The sequence below is a fragment of the Mesorhizobium sp. P160219 genome, from assembly GCF_057786095.1.
Map to the genome: position 1 here is coordinate 3,808,602 of NZ_JBYNWG010000001.1, position 22,123 is coordinate 3,830,724.

Genomic DNA, 22,123 nt, shown 5'->3' on the forward strand with positions numbered 1-22,123 from the left:
CGCGGCAGACCAATGGCGGCCGTTGAGGCTTCCTTGATCGTCTCCCGAAGACGTTCGACTTGGCGGCATGATCACCGGATTGATCCGAAGCAGGCACTCCCCCTTTGCGAGCGTACTGCTTTAGAATGATCTAATATAGTCGATTGCATGGCAGTCGTCGTTCGCGGAGCGGTATATGGTGTGTAATCGTTGGTTGCCAAACCATTAATTCAAAGTGGTGCGCCGGGAGAGCTTGTCATGAAACTATCGAACCTGATCAAACGTTACGACAATGTGGAAAGAGCCACCGAGGAACTCGAGACAGAGCTAGTCGAGGCTTTGAACATCTCCCTGAGCCTTGACGAGGTGTCACCATCAGACGACGGCAGTGCCTCGAAAGACAGCCTCGCAATAGGGACCGATGCCCTGCAACCCGAGGGCACTCCCAACGAAACCCCTCGCCAGCTAACTTCGCATACGCAGAGCCGGCTGGCTGCTTTGAGCTCATTTGAGATGCTCTTTCAGGATGCGGATGGCCATTTGGAGGATGTCAAAGCCAAGCTAATGGAGGTTGCAACTTCGCACCACTACACACGCGAATTTTTTCAGATCCTTCAAGCGGACTTCTTTCGTGCCAACGAACTGGAAGTGGCAAATGCCAACCTGACGAGAGAACACATGGTCCTGTCCGAACAGCTGCACGATGCGATGAGGAAGCAACGTGAGCACGACAGCGCGTTCGGAGCCATACAGCAGCGCGAAGTATGCTTGGTCCAGGACAGGGACGCTCTTCGTAGTGCGCTCGCCGCCGTAAGGCTGGAACTTGTAGAAGCGGCCAATACCATCGCAATAAGGGAGGTGGACTTCGGCGAGGCGGCCAAAGCTCTTTCGGCCAGAACAGCCGAGGCCGATAGACGGGCGCGCGAAAACGATACCTTGCGAGAAAAGCATGTCAAACTCTCGATCGACCTCGACAAGGCGCAAAAGCGGGAAGCTGAGGCGAGGCGGAGGCTTGATGAGCTGTCGACGATCCACGCCAACGATGCGGTGCGGCATTCCGAACTGCTGGCTGCGCTCGGCAAGAGCGAGAAGGACGAAACGCGGTTGCAGAAGTCGCTTGAGATCGCGCAGGCGAAACTGTCGGAAATGGCAGAGGCCGCACGCATCATGGAAGATGACACGGGAGCCGAACGTGCACGCAGTCTCGCAGAGATGCGAGGTTTGCGATCTGAAATTCAAAGTCTTCAATTGCGACTGGATGCGGCAACGAACGAGGCAAGCGTAGCATCCAGTGAAATCGCCAGGCTGACGGCTCAATGGAGCGATACCATGGCCGAAAAGCAGGTTGCGGATGAAAGGTATTCTGATCTCTTGAAAGAGAGCGAAGCCCACATGACGAACCTTTCGAAGCTGACTGCGGACCTCTCGCACATCTCGGCGCAATACGCCTCCGAGCAGATGCAGCACGAAGTCCAGAGGCAGGAATGCGAAGATTTGCGGGCAGAAATTGTTGCGCTTGGTACGCGGGTCAAGGAGTTGCTGCCCTATGAGCGTTTGCACAAAGTAACGAGTGCAAGGGAGCGTGAGGGCGTTGTTGGTGTTGGCAGCATGGCAGTGGAACCAACCCGCTCCACAACCAGACGACGTTCCCGCCCAAGCTTGCGTGCAGCGTCGTAGGGAGCGACGGCGGTACTGATGCTGGTGGTCACAAAGTGATCCTTTTGGGCGCACAATCCAGCGCCCGGCGTTCCGTTCACACTTGGCTCTAGTAGAACCGAAGACAGCAAAGCAGGCGTGCGAACTTTGTCTGGCCCGCTCGTTTTTTCCGACCTCAAAGAAGCAGCGACGCAACCGCCGCATCACAGTTCCGCAGCGCAGCAAGCGCGGGTAGTTGAAGTCGATCTTGCCTTCGAGAAGTTTGGCAGCGACACATCTGCTTCACTACCAGCAGAGATCACGAAGGTCATAGAGGAGGCCCTTCGAGCGCAGGGCTGATGGGTTGACAATTGATCCGGTGTGATCGTGCTGCGGTGCTACTACAACCATGAACGCCCGACGGGCGCATCACCCATTCAACGCTTCGACTTCGTCAGGTCGCAACTTTGAGTGTGAGATCGTCGAGCCCGCGCCTGGGCATGGTCGAGAAGGACGTCGAGGTCCTGCTCAATGGGACATTCTTGCCGATGTTTCATCTTTGACGAAACCCCGGCCGGCGTGGACGTCGGAACCAAACGTGAGGTCCACGGCCTTCTTTGCCGAGCTGTTGAGTGGCGCAGCGATCCTTTGATCTCGTCCTACCTGACGGAGGTCTATGAGTCAGCGATCGCCGTGTTGTCACCTGTCGCGGACGCGCTGCCTGAACTTTCGAAACCCCGGTTCAATCAGCCAGGACGACGTCCTGGCTGCCGCCATTGACAACTAGAGGAGAACTCCATTTCTGACACGGGCCCCCGCAATCAGGTTCGGACTGCAGCGTATCCGTTTTGGTCGCCTTACAGTCGGCTTCGCCTATCAAGTTTCGTGGATGGCCGGGGCGCGCGCGTGTGCCTGGCGTGGTCGCGGACCGTTATCCCGATGGCGACGCCCAGACCTACGGCAAGGCCACGACAATCTTGGCGACCATATCGAGGGCGAAGGCGCGGACAGGGCGCCACGCGTATTGCGGCTCGCTGAGAGCGGTTGGGGGAGAGATCGTCAAAGATTGTTTTCCGGCAGTTGCGCGACCTGACCTTCTGGCAACTGGGCTCGCTCGGCGGCGCGACCTGGCCGAAGATCGCTTCCGTCGGACCGATCATCGTTTTGGCGGTGGCGGCGATGCCGTTCCTGGCCAAAAGCCTCAACGCGCTGGCGCTCGGCGAGGCGACGGCCGGCCATCTCGGTATCCCGGTACAGCGGCTGAATACACCGCGATCGTTAGCGTCTCGCAGCGGTCGGCGCCTCTGTCGCAGTCAGCGGAGGCATCGGTTTTGTCGGCATCGTCGTGCCGCATCTGCTGCGGCTGCTGATCGGTCCGGACAACAGCTATCTTTTGCCGGCATCGGCGCTGCTCGGCGCCTGCATGCTGCTGATCGCCGATGCCGTTGCCCGATTGGTCGTGGCGCCGGCCGAACTGCCGATCGGCATCGTCACCGCGATCGCCGGCGAGCCGTTCTCCTCTGGATTCTGCTGCGCGAGCGCGGCGTAATCGACTTGTGAGATTTGAAACATATGAGGCCGGCATGATCGAAGCACGCGATGTCTCGGTAGCGATCGGCGGCAAGCGCATTGTTACCAATGTCGATTTCGTCGCGAGGCCGGGCCAAATTGCCGCCATCGCCGGACCGAACGGCTCGGGTAAGACGACCTTTTTGAAGGCGTTGTCGGGCGATCTGGCGTCTACGGGGACAGTGGCCAACGACCGCGACCTCTCGCGATGAAGCCAGTGGAGGCCGCGACCGTGCGTGCCGTGCTGGCGCAGGCATGGTCCGATCCTGATTGAACCGTATTCGATGTGAATCCCTCTTTTGTTCCCATGGCAGGCCGTTTGCACGCGCAGTAATAGTTGATTCAACCGCTGCTGGTATAACGTGGGATGTGGGTGGCGGCTCCGATAGTTCGGCGGGCGCTGAGTGCCGAAGCCGCCTACGCAGTGGGGTCCGACCGCGCCGTCCTATTCTGGGACAGCGCGGTCAACGTTTCGTTAAAAATGTTATGAGGTAATTAAGTGCGTGCTAATTGAATCGCCGTTCGCGATTCGGTGCATGCATGCTTGTCCCAGCAGTTGGTTTCGCTGCGCTGGGTTGGTGGTCCTTTGAAAACTGATCCATTTCAGCGCTAACAAAGTGACACCGCTCTTGCATAGATATTTGCCGGCTGACCCCGGTCCTGATCCGATCATTGATCCAGGTCAGGCTCGCCGGGCTCGAGGTGGTCGGGGTATCGCCCGGCGAGCTGTCTACCAAGCACGGAACGCTCTGGCCGCGGGGACGGCCCGGCTTCTTTGGGGGTAGAGAGCAGCCGGGCCTAACCGGCTGGGGACTGGGGACATGGCCGGCTGCCAAGTTATATATGCTGATGCTAATATGAACGCACCACACCTTTATGGACTAAGCGAAGGTGGAGCATGCTCGACGAGTCGGTGGCGACCTGTTGTGAGCGTGTTTGAAGCGCCTCACTGCTCAACGGTGTTTCACCACAAAAGCCAAGACCAAGGCGCTGGCCTGGGCGAAAAAGATCGGCGACAGGTGAGGGTCGACGAGATCACCCCGAAGCGCCAATCGCCATTCTGGGCGGAAAAGTCTGGGGCCGGCGCCCTCCTTTTGAACCTGAACAAACCAGAAGGGCGCCGAGCCTTTTTACCAGACAGCGCTTTGAGGGAAGCGGCGCCGAGTAGCAGGAGTGTATCTCTCTCGTTAGAGTTGTTGGAACACAGCCTTTTGGACGATGGCCCGCAGCGAACGCTCGAGAAGCCGGCGCCAGGTGGGATCTGCTGGGCTGTGCGGCGGCGGCCAAGCAGACATCTGGTCCGCCGCAGCTGAAGTCATGACCTATTCGGTCGATCGGCGTTATGGCGTGATCACCTAGGAGGCCCCGCGCGCAAGCTGGCTGCCGCCGGGATCGATTGACGACTTGGGATGGAGAGCGGTCAGCGGGAACGCGCGCCCGCAGGACCCTCCGAGTGAATTCGAGGACGATCGACTACACGCGGAGTTCGGAGCCCCTGGACTAACATCGAGGCTGGCCTAATCCACCTGTTGGATGAACTCGTGGGTGCTGAGTGTCTGAATGGTTTGTCGTCGGTGAGTAGACAGCGCCGCCATTGACTAAGCGATGCTCTTTCGTTCTCGGCCTATCTGTCGGCCACTCTTGGCGTCGAAGCCGACCATATTCTGGTATTCAACGACGGTATTCCTGTCCGCTGGTGCCACAGCATCTGTAGCGTCCAAGTTCCTGCGTCATTTGTCGTCCTATTCGGCCAGTCGCCGCGATCCCCAGGGCAGCATCGCCGATCATGTGCAAACGCAAGCCTCGGCCCGGCTACCCAATAACAGTGGGGAGATCGTTGCTTGCAAAGACAGCATCATCGGACGTGTGAGGCACCTGCGCCGCGAGGAAGGCTTGCGTCATTCCTCTGCAAGATTTCAGGGAGGCGCTTGCCGCCCAAGGGTGGCGCGATTTAAGACGGTCAACCTTCCCCGGCGATTTGACGACGCTGCGTGGCCGGCTTGTCGGGCATCATCGGCCGCCTTTAGATGAGACACCGCCGTCTCGACGGGTAGGCTCGGCGGTGTTCGGTTTTTCTTCGGTTCTCTTCGTCCAAAGCGTGTGGAAAAGCGCGAATGAAAACAAGAAATATCCAACCTGGAATATGATCAAAATCAGCAAGGTCCATGCAAGCGACTTCCAGAACGAACCCGTTGCTAGGTAAATCCATAACGCCACCACGGTCGACGTGGCAAACATCCCGACCAAGAATCGCGGAAAAAACATTTATGTTCAATGCCGCCCCATAATTGGACCGACCGGTCTCTCGTCTACTCCCAGAAGCATTTAAGATTTCACTAAATTAGTTATTGCGCAAGCGCCACGCTGAGTTAATGAGTCCTGCGCCAATCTGGATGACGCAGGCCAGCACGTGCCAATAGCGAACAAAATGAGAACAAAGAGTCAAGCATGCCCTTGACGAGGGAGAAATATGTTCCTTGTTTCTGCGTGATCTGGAGCAGCAAAGCGACCATGGCTTGGCGTCAATCGCCGTGGATGGCGAAGCAACGGCAAAAACCGCGGAACACAATTTTTGGGTCGAGGTCTGGGATCGCGAGGAGCAGGTTTTGTCCGAAACCATTTCGCGTTCCCCCGATTCATCGGTGAGTCAGGCAGCCTGGCAAGCTGCCATCCGGCGCCGGCCGGGCATGTTGCTGATCCACTACAACAGTCGGCATGTGATGGAGAAAATCCTGACACCAGGCGAGGTCAAGATCCCACCGCAGGCCATCATTGATGGCAGCGTTCATGCGGGCCTCGATGTGGCGCTCGGCGATCTTCGCGAATGGCATGTGTTGCGGGCTTGGTGCAGATCCTGTTCGCACCATGCAACGGTAAAGCCTGCCGGGCTCATCGAACGCTATGGAAAAGGCGCTCTGTTCAGTTCGGTCGAGCGAGCGCTCTTCTGCACAAGTTGTGACAGGGGAGGGCCTGTCAGGTTGGAAATTCACAAACTGCAACGCAATTGAGGGGTGAAGATGCAAGACCTCATCGATTTCGTCCAGGCCAACTCGGCGCTGGGTTGGGCAATCCGATCGCGATCAGCAGCCGGACTGTCGAGAGCCGGAAATGCGCGCGATCTCCGCCGGTCGGCTTCGGCGCATAACATTGCGGACCACCGCGGACGGGGACAGTCGGCCCCGCGTCCCGTCCTGCGGCCGGCGCTATGCTGACGCTCCTACGGCTGTCCCGTTCACCGCCCGCGGCGGGGGCGAATTTCCTCCGTCCTACGCGCGGCAATTATCCGCTGTTGCGGACGCGCGCAGGACTGCGGTTTATACGCCGTTTTTCTAAGAGCGCCGACGGTCGCCGGCGCGAAGATGCTTGGGGATGGAACCGAATCCGAGGCAGGGTATTGAATCGCACTATGTACCCGAGTTCCGCATGGCGGCTGTAGATGGCACCCCTAGCAAAAGGCGCACACGGCGCAGAGACTCGAACTCTATCCCCACCTATCCGCTGCCTGAGTTTCGGTCCTTCCAGCTCTGCACATTGACTGACCACATACCGGTGGGCGGGGATTGGCTCTTCGAGATGAAGTTCGACGGCTATCGTGCCCAAGCAGCCATCTCCGGCTCGAACGTCGTCGTCTATACCCGCAATGGCCACGACTGGACCCGACAGTTCAAGGTCATCCTGCCGCCGCTTCAGAGACTGACCAAAGGCGCGGTGCTGATCGATGGTGAGATCGTCGCCATCGACAGTCAGGGCCGCACGAACTTCTCCATGCTGAAAACCGGCATCGCCGCGGGTATGCCCCTCAAGTTCTACGCCTTCGATCTGCTAGAATTCGATGGCGAAGATCTGTCTACCCTGCCGCTCCTTGAGCGCAAGGCGCGACTTGAGTCCCTGCTGGGCGCGCGCCCCCCTGACGACAGCCTGCAATTCTCCAGCCACATCGTCGACCAGGGCAGAAGGGTGTTCGACGCCATGTGCGAGGGCGGCCACGAAGGCGTCATCGCCAAGCGTGCCGACAGCTCCTACGTCGGCGACCGCACCGGGAGTTGGCTCAAGATCAAGTGCACGAAGCGACAGGAATTCGTCGTCGGCGGCTACCGCCCAAGTGATACAGGACGTGGCATGGCATCGTTGATCCTCGGCACTTACGAGAATGGCAAGCTCATCTATCGCGGCCGCGTCGGCACGGGGTTCACCGCGGCGATGCGCAAGGACATCCTCGCGAAGCTCGAGAAACGCCGTATTGAGAAACCGGCTTTCGTCTCCGTTCCGAGAGACATCGCCCGCCGTGCCCGGTGGGTGAAGCCCGAGCTAGTTGCCGAAGTCACCTATGCCGAAGTGACACCGGACGGCAGCTTGCGACATCCAAGCTTTGAGGGCATGCGCGAAGATAAGCGAGCCGACCAGGTGGTAATGGAAATGCCGAAGACGCCGGCAACTCTTGGCTCCGCCAATCTCGATCCCGGAATCGGCAAGGAGATCGCCGCTGCTGTCGGCGTCAAGCTGACGCATCCAGACAAGGTCATGTATCCCGGGACCAAGGTGACCAAGGCCACGCTCGCCGCCTACTACGCCGTGGTCGCCGAGAAGCTGCTGCCGCACATCCAGGATCGACCGCTGTCGCTGGTGCGCGATACCGATGGCGACCTGCAGCAGACCTTCTTTCAGAAGCACAGACTGCCCGGCATGCCCAAGGCCATCCATGACGGCCAGTTGGACAAGATGTCCGGGAAGGAAAGCCGCATCTTGTGGGTCGATGACCTGGCTGGGCTGATCGCAGGCGTCCAGATGAACGTGCTCGAATTCCACATCTGGGGAAGCCTGCGCCAGCAGCCGGATCTGCCGCATCGCATGATCTTCGACATCGACCCCGACGAAGGCTTGGGCTTCACTGCCGTCAAGCAGGCAGCCCTCGACATTCGAGGCATTCTGGAAGCGCTTGGACTGCAGTCGTGGCCGTTGCTGTCCGGCGGCAAGGGCGTTCATGTAGTCGTGCCACTCGTCCCCGAGGCCGACTGGGACGAGGTCAAGAGCTTCTGCCAAGACTTCGCCGAACTACTGGCCCGTACAGATCCGTCCCGCTTCGTCGCCAACATGAGCAAGGCGAAGCGCAAGGGCCGAATATTTCTCGATTACCTGCGCAACGGCCAGGGCTCCACTGCAATCTGTCCCTGGTCCACTCGGGCACGCGCGGGGGCGGCGTGCGCGGTGCCCGTCAGTTGGAAGGAGTTGCCCTCCTGCGAAAGCGCCAACGGTTTCGATGTTTTCGCCGCCGCCGCGCGGGCTCAGTTGCCCGAAGCCTGGGAGGGCTATTTCGACGTCGAACAAACGCTTTCCGATCGCATCCGCCACGCAGTCCGGTAGCAATAAGCAAACTAGATGGTTAGCGACATTTGATTTGGCGCGGACCGCCTTTGCCCAAATTCGAAAGCGTCCCCCTTCTACGGGAGGTCCCCGCAACGCCGTCTAGAGTGAGAGTACGGACCGGTTTGCCGTGACGGGTGAGGGCTGGAGGAGAGGCCTCCGGCGCCCGTCGCGGAGAACCGCGATGTCCAGACATTACGCTCGCGCCGGCGCCGACCGGACAAGCCTCTATGACGATATCACCAACAAGATCATCGCGGAGCTGGAAGCCGGCCGCTTCCCCTGGGTGCAGCCCTGGGGAACGACGGCGGGGCAAGCTCCCCTCGTCATGCCGGCCAATGCCACGACTGGCCGCGCCTATTCCGGGATCAACGTGCTGATCCTGTGGGGTGCGGTCGTAGAGCATGGCTTTCCCGTCCAAAGCTGGCTGACTTTCCGCCAGGCGCTATCGCTGGGCGGCCATGTCCGCAAGGGCGAACACGGGACCACCGTCGTCTATGCTGACCGCTTCATTCCTGACGATGAGAAGCATCGCGCGCGGGAGACCGGCGAGGCAGCACAGGCCATACCGTTTCTGAAGCGCTTCACCGTGTTCAACGTCGCGCAATGCGAAAATCTGCCAGACGATCTGGCCGCGGCTCCGCCTGCACCGGAACGCGGACTGATCGAGCCTACAGTCGAGGCGCTGATCAAGGCGACAGGTATCGATTTCCGCATCGGCGGCAATAGCGCCTATTATGTGCCGGCGCACGACTACGTGCAGGTGCCGCCTCCGCAGGCGTATTTCGAGACCATTGACTGGCACCGCACCGCCCTGCACGAGCTTGGCCATGCGACCGGCCATCCCTCCCGCATCGGCCGTGACCTCGGCGGCGCGTTCGGCACAAAGCGATATGCTTTCGAGGAACTGGTCGCCGAAATGAACGCAGCCTTCTGCTGCGCCTCGCTAGGTATTGTGCCGACCGTGCGCCACGCCGATTACCTGGCCTCCTGGCTCGATGTCCTGCGCGAAGACAACCGCGCCATCGTGCGCGCCGCCTCCCAGGCCAGCAGGGCAGCCGACTGGTTGCTCGCCTTCCTTCCGCAACCCGACAACGGAACCAGGGCAGGGCCCGCCAACGTCGATGAGATCGAAACCGAGAAGTGGGCGGCATGATCGTTCTCACCGAGGAACTGCGCGTGCCTGCTCGCCAATGGCCGCGGTCGCGACGCCGAACACGTATCCGTGGTGAAGCTCTTCAAATCAACTCGGCGAAGGAATTTGGCTCCAACCGCGCTCGAGATGACGTCGATCCGGCTGCCTTTCGGCATCGGCATCGAACGCGACATGCTCTTTGGCATCGACCTGCCGATTTCCCTCTGGGCAGAGGCCGTCCGCCGGGGCGGAAACCTTCGCGACGCCGAACGCAACTCGACCATGCCGGCCAATCTGGCCGAGACGGCGAGTGAGATCTCAGCTTAAATCCGCAAGCCGCAGATGCGCAAAGTCGTGTCTGCGGCCCTGTCCCCACCTCTGGATCTTCGGTGCGTCGCGGTCCTCAGAGTGAGAGGGCTGCGCCCGTCTTTTTTGCGGGTTTGGAGGTCGAGAGAGTTTCGGCCGCCCGTCGCGGAGATAGTCCACATGGCTACGCCCAAGCAGAAGATCACCCTCAACGCTTCACGTGACATCCCCTTCAACAAGCTGATGCTGAGCCAGTCCAATGTCCGGCGCATCAAGCGCGGGGAAACCATAGAGGACCTCGCCGCGTCGATCGCTCGGCGCGGCCTGCTCCAGAGCCTCAACGTCCGGCCAGTGTTGGACGGCGAGGGCAACGAGACCGGCATGTTTGAGGTGCCGGCTGGCGGGCGCCGCTATCGCGCGCTGGAGCTGCTGGTCAAGCAGAAGCAAATGAGCAAGACCGAGCCAGTTCCCTGCGTCATAAGCGACGCCCACAGCGCGGTCCCGATCGAGGAGGATTCGCTGGCCGAGAATTTTCAGCGCGAAGATTTACATCCGCTCGACATGTTTCGCGCCTTCCAGACACTTCATGACCAGGGCGCGAGCCATGAGGAGATTGCCGCACGCTTCTTCGTCTCCGCAACATTCGTGCAGCAGCGCCTCAGGCTGGCCAGGGTTTCGGCCAAGCTGCAGGAGATTTACGAGCAGGATGGCATGAAGCTCGAGCAGCTCATGGCGTTCACCGTGACCGACGATCACGCCCGTCAGGAGCAGGTCTGGGAGGCGCTCGAAAACTCCTGGTCGAAGGAGCCGCAGCAGATCCGGCGCCTGCTGACGGAGACCACTGTGCGGGCAAGCGATCGCCGGGCGCTGTTCGTCGGTGTCGACGCGTATGTCGCTGCCGGCGGCGTGGTGCTGCGCGACCTGTTCGAGGCCGACAATGGCGGCTGGCTGCAGGACCCGGCTCTGCTCGACCGCTTGGTCGGCGATAGGCTGAAGTCGATCGCCGACGAGATCGCGGCGGAGGGCTGGAAGTGGATCGTGGTCGATGCCGATCTGCCCTACGGGTACAATCACGGTCTGCGGGCAATCGCTGGCACCCCCGTCGGTCTGACCGACGCGGAGCGGGCGGAACGCGAAGCCCTGCGGGCGGAGTACGACCGGCTGGAAGCCGAGTATGGCGAATCCGACGAACTCCCCGACGATGTCGATCAGCGCCTCGGTCAAATCGAGACCGCGCTTGAGGCCTTCGAGAGCCGGCCGATGCACTACGATGGGGCCGAGATCGCCCGCGCCGGTGTGTTCATCAGCATCGATCGTGATGGCGATCTCGTCGTCGATCGGGCCCATGTGCGCCCCGAGGACGAAGCGATGCAGGCGGTCGACGGCCACTCGGCCGAGCCAGGTTGCGCCACCGAGAACGAAGACAGCAGACACAATCCTTCGGCCCGCGCGATTATCACCATCGGCGCGCAGGCGTCCGAGCCTGAGGAGGATGACGGCGACACCATCAAGCCGCTACCCGAGCGCCTGGTCATCGAACTTACTGCCCATCGCACGTTGGCGCTGCGCAACGCACTGGCCGAGAACCAGCATGTGGCCATCACGGCGCTCTTGCACCGGCTCGTCCTCGACACCTTCGGTCAGCGTTGCGCCATCGGCTGCGTCGAGGCCTTCGTCCGACATGTCCACTTGCCGTGGCAGGACGTCGGTCTCAAGGACAGCCCTGCGGCCAAGGCCGTCCATGAGCGCCATGAGGCATGGAAGAGCGACATTCCACTGGATGACGACGAGGCCCTATGGGCGTGGCTCGACGGACTCGATGAAGCAAGCCGGCAGACGCTGCTGGCGCATTGCGTCAGCTATGGGATCAACGCCTTGTTCGAACGACCCAATCCCTACGGCAGCGGCGTTTCCCAGCATGGACTCGATCAGCGCCGGCGTGAAGCCGATCGGTTGTCCCGTGCCACCGGGCTTGACATGGTAGATGCCGGCTGGCGGCCGACGGTGGATAACTATCTCGGTCGCGTCACCAAGTCCCGCATTCTCGAAGCCGTGCGCGAAGGCGCCGGCGACCAGGCCGCCCAGCTTATCGACCATCTCAAGAAGGCCGACATGGCCAAAGAGGCCGAGCGCCTCCTGGCCGATAGTGGCTGGCTACCCGAACCGCTCCGCCTTCGCGGCAATGACGCCGCCCGGCCGAATGTGGGCGAGGAAGCTGACCTCCCCGAATTCCTGGCCGGTGATGACGAGGACGGCTCGGCCACCCATGAGACTGCCGCACACGCGGTCGCCGCCGGATAGCACCGTCGGCGGAGTGGCGCGGGTCGCTCGGCCCTTTCTTCTTCACTACGAGTTCACGCCGTTCGCTCATCTTGCCGACGGCAATCCCTATGATGCCTACCTGCCGCCCGATCCCGACAGCGCCAATGGTTTCCTACAGAAGTCGGGGCCTGACGGCGGAATATGATCGAGATCGGTTGATACCGGCAAGCGCTCCACCTCATGGCGGGGCGCTTGTTTCATTTTGGCTTCGGTGGAGGCCAGAGAGGGAGAGGCGAGCCGGGATGGTTTTGAATCCGCACGGTCCAGAGAGAGCGCCGCGCGGCTCGATCCTGTCCCCGCTCTCCCGAGGTTCACACCATGTACATGATCTCGCCCGCTGTGGCAGTTCCCGCAGCCGCGCCGCTCCCGCTCCCCCAAACCGGTGCAGCCGGCGCTATCTTCGCCGCCGCCGGCCTTCTGCTTCCCCATCTCGAGCGCGGCGACAGCATCGACGCGCCAAAGTTGCGCGCGGCGATGGAAGCCGCATTCGGCGCCTCCGACGCCGCCGGCGCCTGGGACTGGAAGCAGGCCTACGATGCCTGCGAGGCTGCGACGGTCCTTTTCCTGCGCAAGTACGGAAAGGCGTTGTTCCGCAAGGCCGCGTCTCCGGCTCTCCGGCTGTCAGCATTGTCGAAGATCGCCCGGCTCATGCCGACGCATACCCGCCGATCCGAAGAAGCACAGACCTTCCAGCAGTTCTCGACGCCGATTCCGCTCGGCCTGGTCGCTGCAACGGCCGCTGCCATCACGCCGGCCGACCGTGTGCTGGAGCCTTCCGCCGGCACCGGGCTGCTCGCCATCCTGGCCGAGATAGCCGGCGCCTCGCTCATTCTCAACGAGCTTGCCGAAACCCGCGCGGCACTTCTCTCCGGCCTCTTTCCGGCCCTCTGCGCCAGCCGCTTCGACGCCGCCCAGATCGACGACCATCTCGATCCCGGCGCCGTGCCGAGCGTGGTGCTGATGAACCCGCCCTTTTCGGTCATGGCCAACGTCGAGGGCCGCATGGCCGACGCGGCCTGGCGGCACATCGCCTCGGCCCTGGCGCGCCTTGCGCCCGGCGGGCGGCTGGTGACGATTACCGGTGCGAACTTCGCGCCCGACCACCCGGCCTGGACCGCCGCCTTTACTCGCCTGCAGGAACGTGGCCGCATCGTCTTCTCCGCCGCCATCGACGGCTCGGCCTACGCCAAGCATGGCACGACCTTTCCGACACGCCTCACCGTCATCGACCGGGTGCCGGCGGACGATCCGGACGTGTTCCCGGCAGATCAGGGCGTTGCCCCGGATGCCGCGACGCTGATCGCATGGGTCGGCGAGCATGTGCCGGCACGGCTGCCGGTCACCATACCCGCAGGTGCAACTCCCACATCGTCGTCGGCCGCACCCCGCACAGTGCGCGGCTATCTTGGTCCCACGGCAAGAATAACACCGCGGCCACCGCTCACTGATCCCGATGCCGTTGAGCTCGCCTATCAGGTGCTCGACTGGAAGGCCGCCGAGGGCGGCCACATCAGCGACGCCATCTACGAGGACTACGCGCTTCAGGCGATCCGCATTCCCGGCGCGCAGCCGCACCCCACCCAACTCGTGCAATCGGCGGCCATGGCCTCGGTCGCGCCGCCCAAGCCGAGTTATCGGCCGCGCCTGCCGAAGAACGTCCTTGACCTGCTCTCGGACGCGCAGCTCGAGACCGTCATCTATGCGGGCGATGCTCACGCCGAGTATCTCGCCGGCGCCTGGACGCTCGACGATACCTTTGACGTAATTAGCGCGGCGGCAGATGACGCGGCGCGGGCCGTGCGCTTCCGGCAAGGCTTCATGATCGGCGACGGTACCGGTGTAGGCAAGGGCCGCGAGTCCGCCGCCGTAATCCTAGACAATTGGATGCAGGGCCGTCGCAAGGCCGTCTGGATCTCCAAGTCAGACAAGCTCATCGAGGATGCGCAGCGCGACTGGTCCGCGCTCGGCATGGAGCGCTTGCTGGTCACCCCGCTCTCCCGCTTCCCGCAGGGCAGGCCGATCACGCTGGCGGACGGCATCCTGTTCACCACCTATGCCACGCTGCGGTCCGACGATCGCGGCGAGAAGGTTTCGCGGGTCAAGCAGATCGTCGAATGGTTGGGTCCGGATTTCGATGGGGTCATCATCTTCGACGAGGCGCACGCCATGCAAAATGCCGGTGGCGGCAAGAGCGAACGCGGCGACGCCGCTCCCTCCCAGCAAGGCCGTGCCGGCCTGAGGCTACAGCACGCCCTGCCGAATGCCCGCATCGTCTATGTGTCGGCGACTGGCGCCACCACCGTGCACAATCTCGCCTATGCCCAGCGGCTCGGCCTCTGGGGCGGCGAGCATTTTCCATTCTCGACCCGCGCCGAGTTCGTCGAGGCGATCGAGGCTGGCGGCGTGGCGGCGATGGAAGTACTGGCACGCGACCTCAGGGCACTTGGCCTCTATACCGCCCGCTCGCTCTCTTTCAACGGTGTCGAATACGAACTGCTCGAGCATGAGCTGACGCCCGAACAGGTCCGCATCTATGACGCGTACGCTGGGGCCTTCGGCGTCATCCACAACAATCTCGATGCTGCGATGCAGGCGGCCAACATCACCGGCAGCACCGGCACGCTCAATGCCCAGGCCAAGTCGACCGCGCGCAGCGCCTTTGAAAGCGCCAAGCAGCGCTTCTTCGGCCATTTGTTGACCAGCATGAAGACACCGACCCTGATCAAATCCATCACCGGCGATCTGGAGGAGGGCCATGCGGCCGTTGTCCAGATCGTCTCGACGGGTGAGGCGCTCATGGAGCGGCGGCTGGCCGAGTTGCCGACCGAGGAATGGAACGATGTTCGCGTCGACATCACGCCGCGCGAATACGTCCTCGACTACCTCGCTCATTCCTTCCCGGTGCAGCTCTACGAGCCCTTCACGGATTCGGAGGGCAATCTGTCGTCGCGCCCGGTCTACCGCGATGGCCAGCCGGTCGAGAGCCGCGAGGCGGTCGCCCGGCGCGACGAGCTGATCGCGAAACTCGCCAGCTTGACGCCTGTCCCCGGCGCGCTCGACCAGATCGTCCAACATTTCGGCGCGGACCTCGTCGCCGAAGTCACTGGCCGCTCGCGCCGCATCGTGCGCAAGCGCGACCGCCTGGTCGTCGAGCACCGAGCAGGGTCGGCAAATCTGGCCGAGGCGCAGTCCTTCATGGACGATCAGAAGCGCGTTCTGGTGTTTTCCGACGCCGGCGGGACGGGTCGTTCCTACCATGCCGAACTCTTGGCACGGAACACGCGGCTGCGTGTGCATTATCTGCTCGAAGCCGGGTGGAAGGCCGACACCGCCATCCAGGGCCTGGGCCGCACGCATCGGACCAATCAGGCGCAGCCGCCGCTGTTCCGGCCGATCTCGACCAATGTGAAGGCGGAAAAGCGCTTCCTCTCGACGATCGCCCGCCGTCTCGACACGTTGGGCGCAATCACGCGCGGCCAGCGCCAGACCGGTGGCCAAGGGCTGTTCCGGCCAGAGGACAATCTTGAAAGCCACTATGCCGGCGATGCCTTGCGGCAGCTCTATCTCCTGATCGTACGCGGCAAGGTCGAGGGTTGCACACTCCAGCGTTTCGAGGCGGCGACCGGTCTCAAGCTGATGGACAACAACGGCATCAAGGACGAGTTGCCGCCGATCACCACCTTCCTCAATCGCCTGTTGGCGCTGACCATCGAAGTGCAGGGCGTGCTGTTCGGCGCCTTCGAGCAGCTTCTGGCCGCTCGGATCGGTGGCGCCATCGCCTCGGGCACCTATGACACCGGGCTGGAGACCCTGCGGGCCGAGAGCTTCGTCATCACCGACCGGCAGGTCATCTACGCCCATCCGCGCACCGGCGCCGAAACGCGGCTGCTGACGATCACCCAGCGCAAGCGCAATCGGCCCGTCATGCTCGATGCGGCGCTCCATCACCTTCGCGATTTGCGCGCCATCCTACTGATCAACGAGCAATCTGGCCGCGCCGCCGTGCAGATCCCAACCACCAGCATCATGCTCGACGACGGCGAGATCGAGCCGCGGGTCCGCCTGATCCGGCCAATGGAAGGCCAGAACATGCCGCTCAAGGCTATGGGCGAAACCCGCTGGGTCGAGGCCCACCGTGAAGCTTTCGCTGCAGCATGGAATGCGGAGGTCGCCGAGACTCCCGAGTTTGCCGATGCCGTGCTGCACATGGTGACGGGCCTGTTGTTGCCGATCTGGAAGTGTCTGCCAAACGAGTCGACCCGCGTTTTTCGACTTCAGACCGACGAGGGCGAGCGCATAGTTGGTCGCCTTGTCACGCCGGCCTGGGCCGCCAACGCCACGGTGACAGGCGTCGCATCGCTATCGCCCGAGCAGGCGCTCGCGGCGCTGATCGACGGGCGGACGATCCTTGATCTCGCCGAGGGTCTCCAGCTTCGCCGCAGCCGCGTCATGGGCGCGTGGCGCATCGAACTGTCGGGCTTCACCGACATGATGCGGGAGCGCCTCACCGCCTACGGTCTCTTCCACGAGATCATTTCGTGGAAGCTCAGGATGTTCGTGCCGATCGACGCCAACGGGCTCGCCGTGCTGGAGCGCGTGCTCGACCGCTTCCCAATCGAGCGGGTCAGTGAGCGGGAGGCTGCATGATGACGCGTCACGCTGCATCCGACCTCGCACACCGCCTCGCCGAACATGCCGAGGCGGTGTGCCGCCACTACCTCTCCAATGGCCGTCGCCAGGGCAACTATTGGAGCGTCGGCGACGTCCGCAATGCGCCGGGCCGCTCGACGTTCGTGCGTCTGCAGCCATCCCCGAAGGGACCGCCAGGCAAATGGACCGACGCCGCTACCGGCGAGCATGGCGACCTGCTCGACGTCATCCGCGAATCCCTCGGACTGGTCAACTTCCGGGACGTCGCCAATGAGGCGCGCCTGTTTCTCGCTATGCCAGATGCCATGCCACCCCGACCGGCCGCGCCGATCACGCAGGTCCCCATTGGATCTCCGGAAGCGGCTCGCCGACTGGTCGCCATGTCGAAGCCCATTATCGGCACCCTCGTGGAAACCTATTTGCGTGGACGTGGCATTGCGACTTTGTCCGGCACCGGATCGCTGCGGTTCCATCCGCGCTGCTACTACCGGCCCGGCGATCATGGACCGACCGAGACCTTGCCGGCAATGATCGCTGCTGTCACCGACCTTGATGGACATTTGACCGGCGCGCACCGCACCTGGCTCGCACCGGACGGCACCGGCAAGGCGCTCGTCGACACGCCGCGTCGCGCAATGGGTGACCTTCTGGGTCACGCCGTCCGCTTCGGTGCACCCGGCAGCGTCATGGCGGCAGGCGAGGGCATTGAGACGACGCTGTCGCTCAGATGCGCCTTGCCCGATATGGCGATGGCTGCGGCACTCTCGGCAGCCCATCTAGCCGCCATCCTGTTCCCGCCAACCCTGCGCCGGCTCTATGTCATCCGCGACAACGATCCGGCCGGTGACGGTGCCCGCGACAGCCTGCTCGAGCGCGCGACGGACGCCGGAATCGATGCAATCGTGCTGTCGCCAGCGATGCAAGACTTCAACGAAGACCTCAGCCGCTTCGGACTTGCGGCCTTCCGGGCCTCGATTGCAGACCAGCTCATGCGCAAAGATCGCATCCGATATCTGACACAGGCGGCATGAGCCGGGAGGGGAAGCGCGCGGCGCACGGTGCCGGTGCGGCGCATGGATGAGTGACCCGCCGGCAGAGACCCGAGACCCGGCCTTCGAGAGGGCGATCGGCCCACGAACTGGCCGGCCAGGCAATGGCGGCGGCCGACTATTTTCCGGCGCGCGCGACTGGTCGCGAATGGCAGCGATCGGGCGCGACGCCTTTCCATCGCGAGGCAAAATAGTCGGCCGCCGCCATCCTCCGCTGCGCTCCGGCCCTCCGCATCGCTGCGGGTGTCGGACCGTCCCGCCCGTGGGCTCTCGTCGCCATGAAGGCCGCGAGGGTCGCGGTCAAACCGACGGGAGCATCCCCATGAGAGAGCACGACGACACTGAACCGCACCACGCCGCTTCTGCGACCGATCACATCCTCACCGAACTCCAGCTCTATGGCTGGCGACCATTTGCGGACGAGCCCGATCCGCGACCGCTCCCCGGTGGCGACCAAGTGGCCGGAGCCGTGGCCGACATCTTTGACGCCCTCATCGTCACCCTGGCTGACACGCGCCTCGAACCCGACCTCGATGACTTGCTCTGGTCCCTCACCAATGTCTTCCACCGAGCTGTACAACGGATCGAGCGGCAACTGGAAGACAACGAGCAGGCCCAGCGCTGTCTGCAGCGCGAACAGGATGGCAGCGAGATCAAGGCGGTTGAACTCGAGACACTCACCGCCCAGGGCCAGACCATGATCGAACGGCGGGGCGCCTTCGAGCTCATGCGTGACCAGGCCGCCGAACACTACGATCAGTACACCGGTTCTGCCTGGCGACCGCGCACGGGGTCGATGGTAAACCACCACCATCTCACCGCCGCAATGATCGATAGCCGCGACTTCCTCGCGGCCAGGCGGCGCGCGGAAACCGAGGTCATGTTGCCGGCCGGCCCCAAGATCGCCTTCTCCGGCGGCGATACCGCCGATCACGAGATGATCTGGGCAAAGCTCGACCAAATCCGCGCCAAGCACCCCGACATGGTGCTGATGCACGGCGGATCACGCAAAGGCGCTGAAAAGATCGCCGCCCGCTGGGCCGATCATCGCAAGGTGCCGCAGGTCGCCTTCAAGCCCGACTGGAGCAGACACGCCAAGGCCGCTCCCTTTAAGCGCAACGACCAGATGTTGGCGGTCATGCCGATCGGCGTCATCATCTTTCCCGGCACCGGCATTCAGGAGAACCTCGCCGACAAGGCCCGCAAGCTCGGCATCCCGGTCTATCGATTAGGCGGCTCGTGAGCGCCCCCTTTGACCCTAGATCTTAGTCCAGGTTGGTCACCGCTATTCCACAATCTCACCGATGTGGAGGTATGTCTTTCACGACGCGAACGGCGGCTTCGCGCCTCATGACAGTCGGTTCCCCGGTTCAGTCCATTCACCAAAAGCGGGCGTCGCCAAACGGCCAGCCCTCAGGCTGTTATGTTCGCGGCAAATGCTCAGCTGGGCCGAATGGATGAGGCGCGACGATACCAGGCAAAATTCTGGGCACTCCGCCGGACTGTCACGAGTCCTCGAAGCGCAGGCCGATCTTTCCCGCTGCATGTTCCTGCACGCGTTCGGAAAAGCAGATCCTGCCAGGCTCGGCGATCCTCTCCAGACGCGCGGCGATGTTGACCCCCGCGCCCAAGACGTGACCGTCCTGTTCGATGATGTCGCCGACGATCTTGCCGCGATGCGTGGCAATACAGGGATCGAGGTGGTCACGTTGATGGCTGTTCAAGCGCTCGAGGGCACCTTCTTCGTCAGCGCCCATCAGTTGACTGTACCCGGCGAGGTCAGCCGCAAGGATCGCCGAGAGCTTGCGCTCGACCCGACCGATTTCCATCCAGTCCCTCTGCAAGGCGTCAGGATCATATTTGCCCAGGTCAAGCGATCCAAGTCCGCTCTTCCGGTTTTCTTTGGGATCGCGTCAACCATGTCGGGCGCACCCGTTCGTACGGAGCAACTGGCGCTCCGCACGAGGGACAGGGCAACTCACTGGTGACTGGGTGCGTGCCTGACGAAGCTCTTCGTTTCGGCTGAGATAAATGCTCTCACTTAGGGAACATCGCAGGTTCGTCGAAGTTGGAAAGCTACGGAGGACGTGCACATGAACAGTGTCATCTATCTTATCGGCCTTATCGTTGTCGTGCTCGCGGTCCTCTCCTTCCTCGGTTTTCACTAGGTGGCCTCATGCAGCATGAGAACGATCAGGGCGGACAGCCCACCGATTTCGACAAGGCGAAAAGCGACGTCTCCGACAGACTTCGCCAGGAAAATGAGCGTGCCAGCGAGTTGCTTCACGACGCGCGGGACGAGGTGACCCGTAAGGCTGGCGACTTGCATCTGAAGCCACGCATGTCATCTCCGACAAGGCGGAGGAGGCGCAGCGCGACATCGGATCGAGCTTGGCGGCGTTGGGTGGTGCACTGCGAGCCGCCAGCGATCACCTTGCCAGCAACGATGAAAGGAACGCATCGAAGTTCGCTTTGGATGCTGCCAGTGGCCTTGAGCGGCTTTCATCGTCCTTGAAACAGAAGCCCTTTAGCCAAGTCCTTGATGACGTGCAGTCCTTCGGCCGGCAAAATCCCGGTGTCCTGCTTGCGGGATCGGTGTTGGCCGGATTGGCTCTCGGGCGGTTCATCAAGGCTTCTCCGCCGGCAACGCCCGATTCTGAGGCCGCTCCGGGAGGCCTCAGATCACACACCGATCAGCCACAGGGTTGGTCCGCTGATCGTCCACAAGATTTTGGCGTGGTCGGCGATGATGGGGCCACGCAGATCGCGGAGCAGGACAGATGAACACCCAGGACAATCCCAGCCTTGCCGGGCTAGTCACCGATTTGGCCCAGAATGTCACCACTCTGGTGCAAACCGAGGCGAGGCTGTTTCGGGCCGAGCTCTCTGAAAAGCTTACCAAAGCCGGAGCAGGTGCCGCGGAAGTGCTGGGCGGCGCGATTTGCCTGCTCGCCGCGCTCTTGGTGTTGCTGCAGGCGCTCATTATCGCGCTGACGCGGGCAGGGCTTGGCGCGGGGTGGTCTTCCCTGCTGGTCGGTGTGGTCGTGGCGGTCCTCGGCGTCATCCTGCTGCGGACCGGGACGGCCAGCATGGCGCCTTCGGAACTTACCCCCGACCGGACCCAGGGACAGCTCAAGCGCGACGCGAGCGCGATTAAGGAACAGGTGAGATGAACGAGAAATCCGCAGCCGAACTTGAACGCGAGGCCGAGGCTGCTCGCGCTCGGGTGATGGAGACCGCCGAATCCATTCGAGGCAAGATGACGCCTGGACAATTGCTGGATGAGTTCACCGGGCTGTTCTCGGGAGGGGAGAGCGCGGCCATGCTCAGCAATCTCAGAACGCAGGTCCGAGACAATCCTTTGCCGGTCACCATGGTGGGCGCAGGTCTGGCCTGGCTGATGTTCGGCAGCGGTACCTCAAACACCGCCCACCGTTCGGCTGGCTATCCATTGCCTTCAGCGCCGGGACGACATGATGTAGCAGGGGAGCCCGGCGGGTTGGGCGGCATGCTCTCCGACGCCGCGGAATCGCTCTCCTCGAGCGCTGCCAGCGTCGGCGACACCATATCGAGCACCGCAAGAGCCGCTGCGGCGGGTCTGACGGGAAGCGCTGCCAATGCAAGCTCGACGACTGGGGACATGGCGGCGAAAGCCAGCCGCTCCGCGCAAGATCTGTTGGAGGATCAACCCTTGGCCGTAGCGGCCGTCGGTCTCGCCATCGGCGCCGCTATAGGTGCAATGCTGCCCCATACCGCAACGGAGGACGAGCAACTAGGCGCCTATGGCGACAAGCTTCGCGATTCCGCCGAAACTTTGCTCGACAGGGGCCTCGATGAGGCCAAGCAGGTCGCCGCCGACGCCTATGAGACCATCAAGCAGGAAGCTGGCCGGGAACATATGGAAGCAGACACGATGGCCGATCAGATCGGCGAGATCGTGAAGTCCACAGCAGACAAGACCGAGCATGCCTTGCGCGAACGAATTTCCGATACGTCTCAGCGCCAAACCTAGCTTGATGATCCTGGATCAACGATAGCCGGCCTCTCCAGAAAGCGTGATAATGGTCGCGCTGATCGCTGCGCGTGGAGCTCGATCATGCCCTTCAAAGCACGTGGA

The 22,123-nt window shown here is 62.5% G+C and carries 14 protein-coding genes and 3 pseudogenes; 15 read left to right on the forward strand and 2 right to left on the reverse strand.

All coding sequences use genetic code 11. The annotated features are described in order from the left end of the window. Nucleotides 1-237: 237 nt before the first annotated feature. The 3 genes and pseudogenes from AC3EMP_RS18405 to AC3EMP_RS18415 form a co-directional block, all read left to right on the forward strand. On the forward strand, nt 238-1,656 hold the full coding sequence (locus tag AC3EMP_RS18405; protein ID WP_488494643.1) for a coiled-coil domain-containing protein: 1,419 nt from the start codon (nt 238-240) through the stop codon (nt 1,654-1,656). Between the two features lie 1,032 nt (nt 1,657-2,688). Beyond that, nucleotides 2,689-3,174 (forward strand): annotated as a pseudogene (locus AC3EMP_RS18410) (FecCD family ABC transporter permease); the annotation flags it as partial. Between the two features lie 23 nt (nt 3,175-3,197). Further along, nucleotides 3,198-3,439: pseudogene (locus AC3EMP_RS18415) on the forward strand (ATP-binding cassette domain-containing protein); the annotation flags it as partial. A gap of 1,754 nt (nt 3,440-5,193) precedes the next feature. Here the strand turns inward: AC3EMP_RS18415 and AC3EMP_RS18420 are convergent. Continuing rightward, nucleotides 5,194-5,448, reverse strand: coding sequence for an exopolysaccharide production repressor protein (locus tag AC3EMP_RS18420; RefSeq protein WP_023699083.1), 255 nt, complete (start codon nt 5,446-5,448; stop codon nt 5,194-5,196). Nucleotides 5,449-5,660: 212 nt separating this feature from the next. Here AC3EMP_RS18420 and AC3EMP_RS18425 point away from each other — a divergent pair, with 212 nt between their 5' ends. The 9 genes and pseudogenes from AC3EMP_RS18425 to AC3EMP_RS18465 all read left to right on the forward strand — a co-directional run bounded on the left by AC3EMP_RS18425 (nt 5,661) and on the right by AC3EMP_RS18465 (nt 19,249). Then, a complete protein-coding gene (locus AC3EMP_RS18425) occupies nt 5,661-6,191 on the forward strand; it encodes a hypothetical protein (protein WP_352713568.1) in 531 nt (176 codons plus the stop codon). Between the two features lie 415 nt (nt 6,192-6,606). Beyond that, on the forward strand, nt 6,607-8,544 hold the full coding sequence (gene ligD / locus AC3EMP_RS18430) for a DNA ligase D (protein WP_488494644.1): 1,938 nt from the start codon (nt 6,607-6,609) through the stop codon (nt 8,542-8,544). A gap of 184 nt (nt 8,545-8,728) precedes the next feature. Further along, complete coding sequence (locus tag AC3EMP_RS18435) at nt 8,729-9,700, forward strand: ArdC family protein (RefSeq protein WP_352713562.1); 972 nt, start codon at nt 8,729-8,731, stop codon at nt 9,698-9,700. 69 nt (nt 9,701-9,769) lie between these two features. Continuing rightward, nucleotides 9,770-10,006 carry a DUF2958 domain-containing protein gene (locus AC3EMP_RS18440; protein WP_352908163.1) on the forward strand — a complete coding sequence of 79 codons (237 nt, stop codon included), beginning with the start codon at nt 9,770-9,772 and terminating at the stop codon, nt 10,004-10,006. A gap of 159 nt (nt 10,007-10,165) precedes the next feature. Continuing rightward, nucleotides 10,166-12,286 carry a ParB/RepB/Spo0J family partition protein gene (locus AC3EMP_RS18445; RefSeq protein ID WP_352713587.1) on the forward strand — a complete coding sequence of 707 codons (2,121 nt, stop codon included), beginning with the start codon at nt 10,166-10,168 and terminating at the stop codon, nt 12,284-12,286. Nucleotides 12,287-12,332: 46 nt separating this feature from the next. Beyond that, nucleotides 12,333-12,452 (forward strand): annotated as a pseudogene (locus AC3EMP_RS18450) (DUF6117 family protein); the annotation flags it as partial. Nucleotides 12,453-12,625: 173 nt separating this feature from the next. Then, nucleotides 12,626-16,954 carry a strawberry notch-like NTP hydrolase domain-containing protein gene (locus AC3EMP_RS18455; RefSeq protein ID WP_352713557.1) on the forward strand — a complete coding sequence of 1,443 codons (4,329 nt, stop codon included), beginning with the start codon at nt 12,626-12,628 and terminating at the stop codon, nt 16,952-16,954. Then, complete coding sequence (locus tag AC3EMP_RS18460; protein WP_352713585.1) at nt 16,954-17,988, forward strand: DUF7146 domain-containing protein; 1,035 nt, start codon at nt 16,954-16,956, stop codon at nt 17,986-17,988. Before AC3EMP_RS18455 ends, AC3EMP_RS18460 begins: the two co-directional genes overlap by 1 nt. Nucleotides 17,989-18,328: 340 nt before the next feature. Then, nucleotides 18,329-19,249 carry a DUF2493 domain-containing protein gene (locus tag AC3EMP_RS18465; RefSeq protein WP_023690439.1) on the forward strand — a complete coding sequence of 307 codons (921 nt, stop codon included), beginning with the start codon at nt 18,329-18,331 and terminating at the stop codon, nt 19,247-19,249. A 262-nt stretch (nt 19,250-19,511) separates the two neighbouring features. Here AC3EMP_RS18465 and AC3EMP_RS18470 read toward each other — a convergent pair whose 3' ends face one another. Further along, complete coding sequence (locus AC3EMP_RS18470; protein WP_352713554.1) at nt 19,512-19,835, reverse strand: nucleotidyl cyclase domain-containing protein; 324 nt, start codon at nt 19,833-19,835, stop codon at nt 19,512-19,514. Between the two features lie 562 nt (nt 19,836-20,397). On the opposite strand from AC3EMP_RS18470, the gene AC3EMP_RS18475 reads away from it, so the two are divergent. The 3 genes from AC3EMP_RS18475 to AC3EMP_RS18485 are packed head-to-tail and all read left to right on the forward strand — an operon-like array spanning nt 20,398 to nt 22,018. Then, nucleotides 20,398-20,790, forward strand: coding sequence for a hypothetical protein (locus AC3EMP_RS18475; protein WP_488494645.1), 393 nt, complete (start codon nt 20,398-20,400; stop codon nt 20,788-20,790). Further along, complete coding sequence (locus tag AC3EMP_RS18480; protein ID WP_023702904.1) at nt 20,787-21,179, forward strand: phage holin family protein; 393 nt, start codon at nt 20,787-20,789, stop codon at nt 21,177-21,179. The genes AC3EMP_RS18475 and AC3EMP_RS18480 overlap by 4 nt, the downstream gene beginning before the upstream one ends. Beyond that, the gene (locus AC3EMP_RS18485; RefSeq protein WP_488494646.1) at nt 21,176-22,018 is read left to right on the forward strand and encodes a hypothetical protein; all 843 of its coding nucleotides are present in this window, start codon (nt 21,176-21,178) and stop codon (nt 22,016-22,018) included. Before AC3EMP_RS18480 ends, AC3EMP_RS18485 begins: the two co-directional genes overlap by 4 nt. Nucleotides 22,019-22,123 lie beyond the last annotated feature (105 nt).

Bases quoted from the DNA above. Each gene is read 5' to 3' on its own strand.
- AC3EMP_RS18445 (WP_352713587.1), top strand. From the start codon at position 10,166: ATGGCTACGCCCAAGCAGAAGATCACCCTCAACGCTTCACGTGACATC.
- AC3EMP_RS18485 (WP_488494646.1), top strand. From the start codon at position 21,176: ATGAACGAGAAATCCGCAGCCGAACTTGAACGCGAGGCCGAGGCTGCT.
- ligD (WP_488494644.1), top strand. From the start codon at position 6,607: ATGGCGGCTGTAGATGGCACCCCTAGCAAAAGGCGCACACGGCGCAGA.
- AC3EMP_RS18460 (WP_352713585.1), top strand. From the start codon at position 16,954: ATGACGCGTCACGCTGCATCCGACCTCGCACACCGCCTCGCCGAACAT.
- AC3EMP_RS18465 (WP_023690439.1), top strand. From the start codon at position 18,329: ATGAGAGAGCACGACGACACTGAACCGCACCACGCCGCTTCTGCGACC.
- AC3EMP_RS18455 (WP_352713557.1), top strand. From the start codon at position 12,626: ATGTACATGATCTCGCCCGCTGTGGCAGTTCCCGCAGCCGCGCCGCTC.
- AC3EMP_RS18420 (WP_023699083.1), bottom strand. From the start codon at position 5,448: ATGTTTTTTCCGCGATTCTTGGTCGGGATGTTTGCCACGTCGACCGTG.
- AC3EMP_RS18480 (WP_023702904.1), top strand. From the start codon at position 20,787: ATGAACACCCAGGACAATCCCAGCCTTGCCGGGCTAGTCACCGATTTG.
- AC3EMP_RS18435 (WP_352713562.1), top strand. From the start codon at position 8,729: ATGTCCAGACATTACGCTCGCGCCGGCGCCGACCGGACAAGCCTCTAT.
- AC3EMP_RS18470 (WP_352713554.1), bottom strand. From the start codon at position 19,835: ATGGAAATCGGTCGGGTCGAGCGCAAGCTCTCGGCGATCCTTGCGGCT.
- AC3EMP_RS18405 (WP_488494643.1), top strand. From the start codon at position 238: ATGAAACTATCGAACCTGATCAAACGTTACGACAATGTGGAAAGAGCC.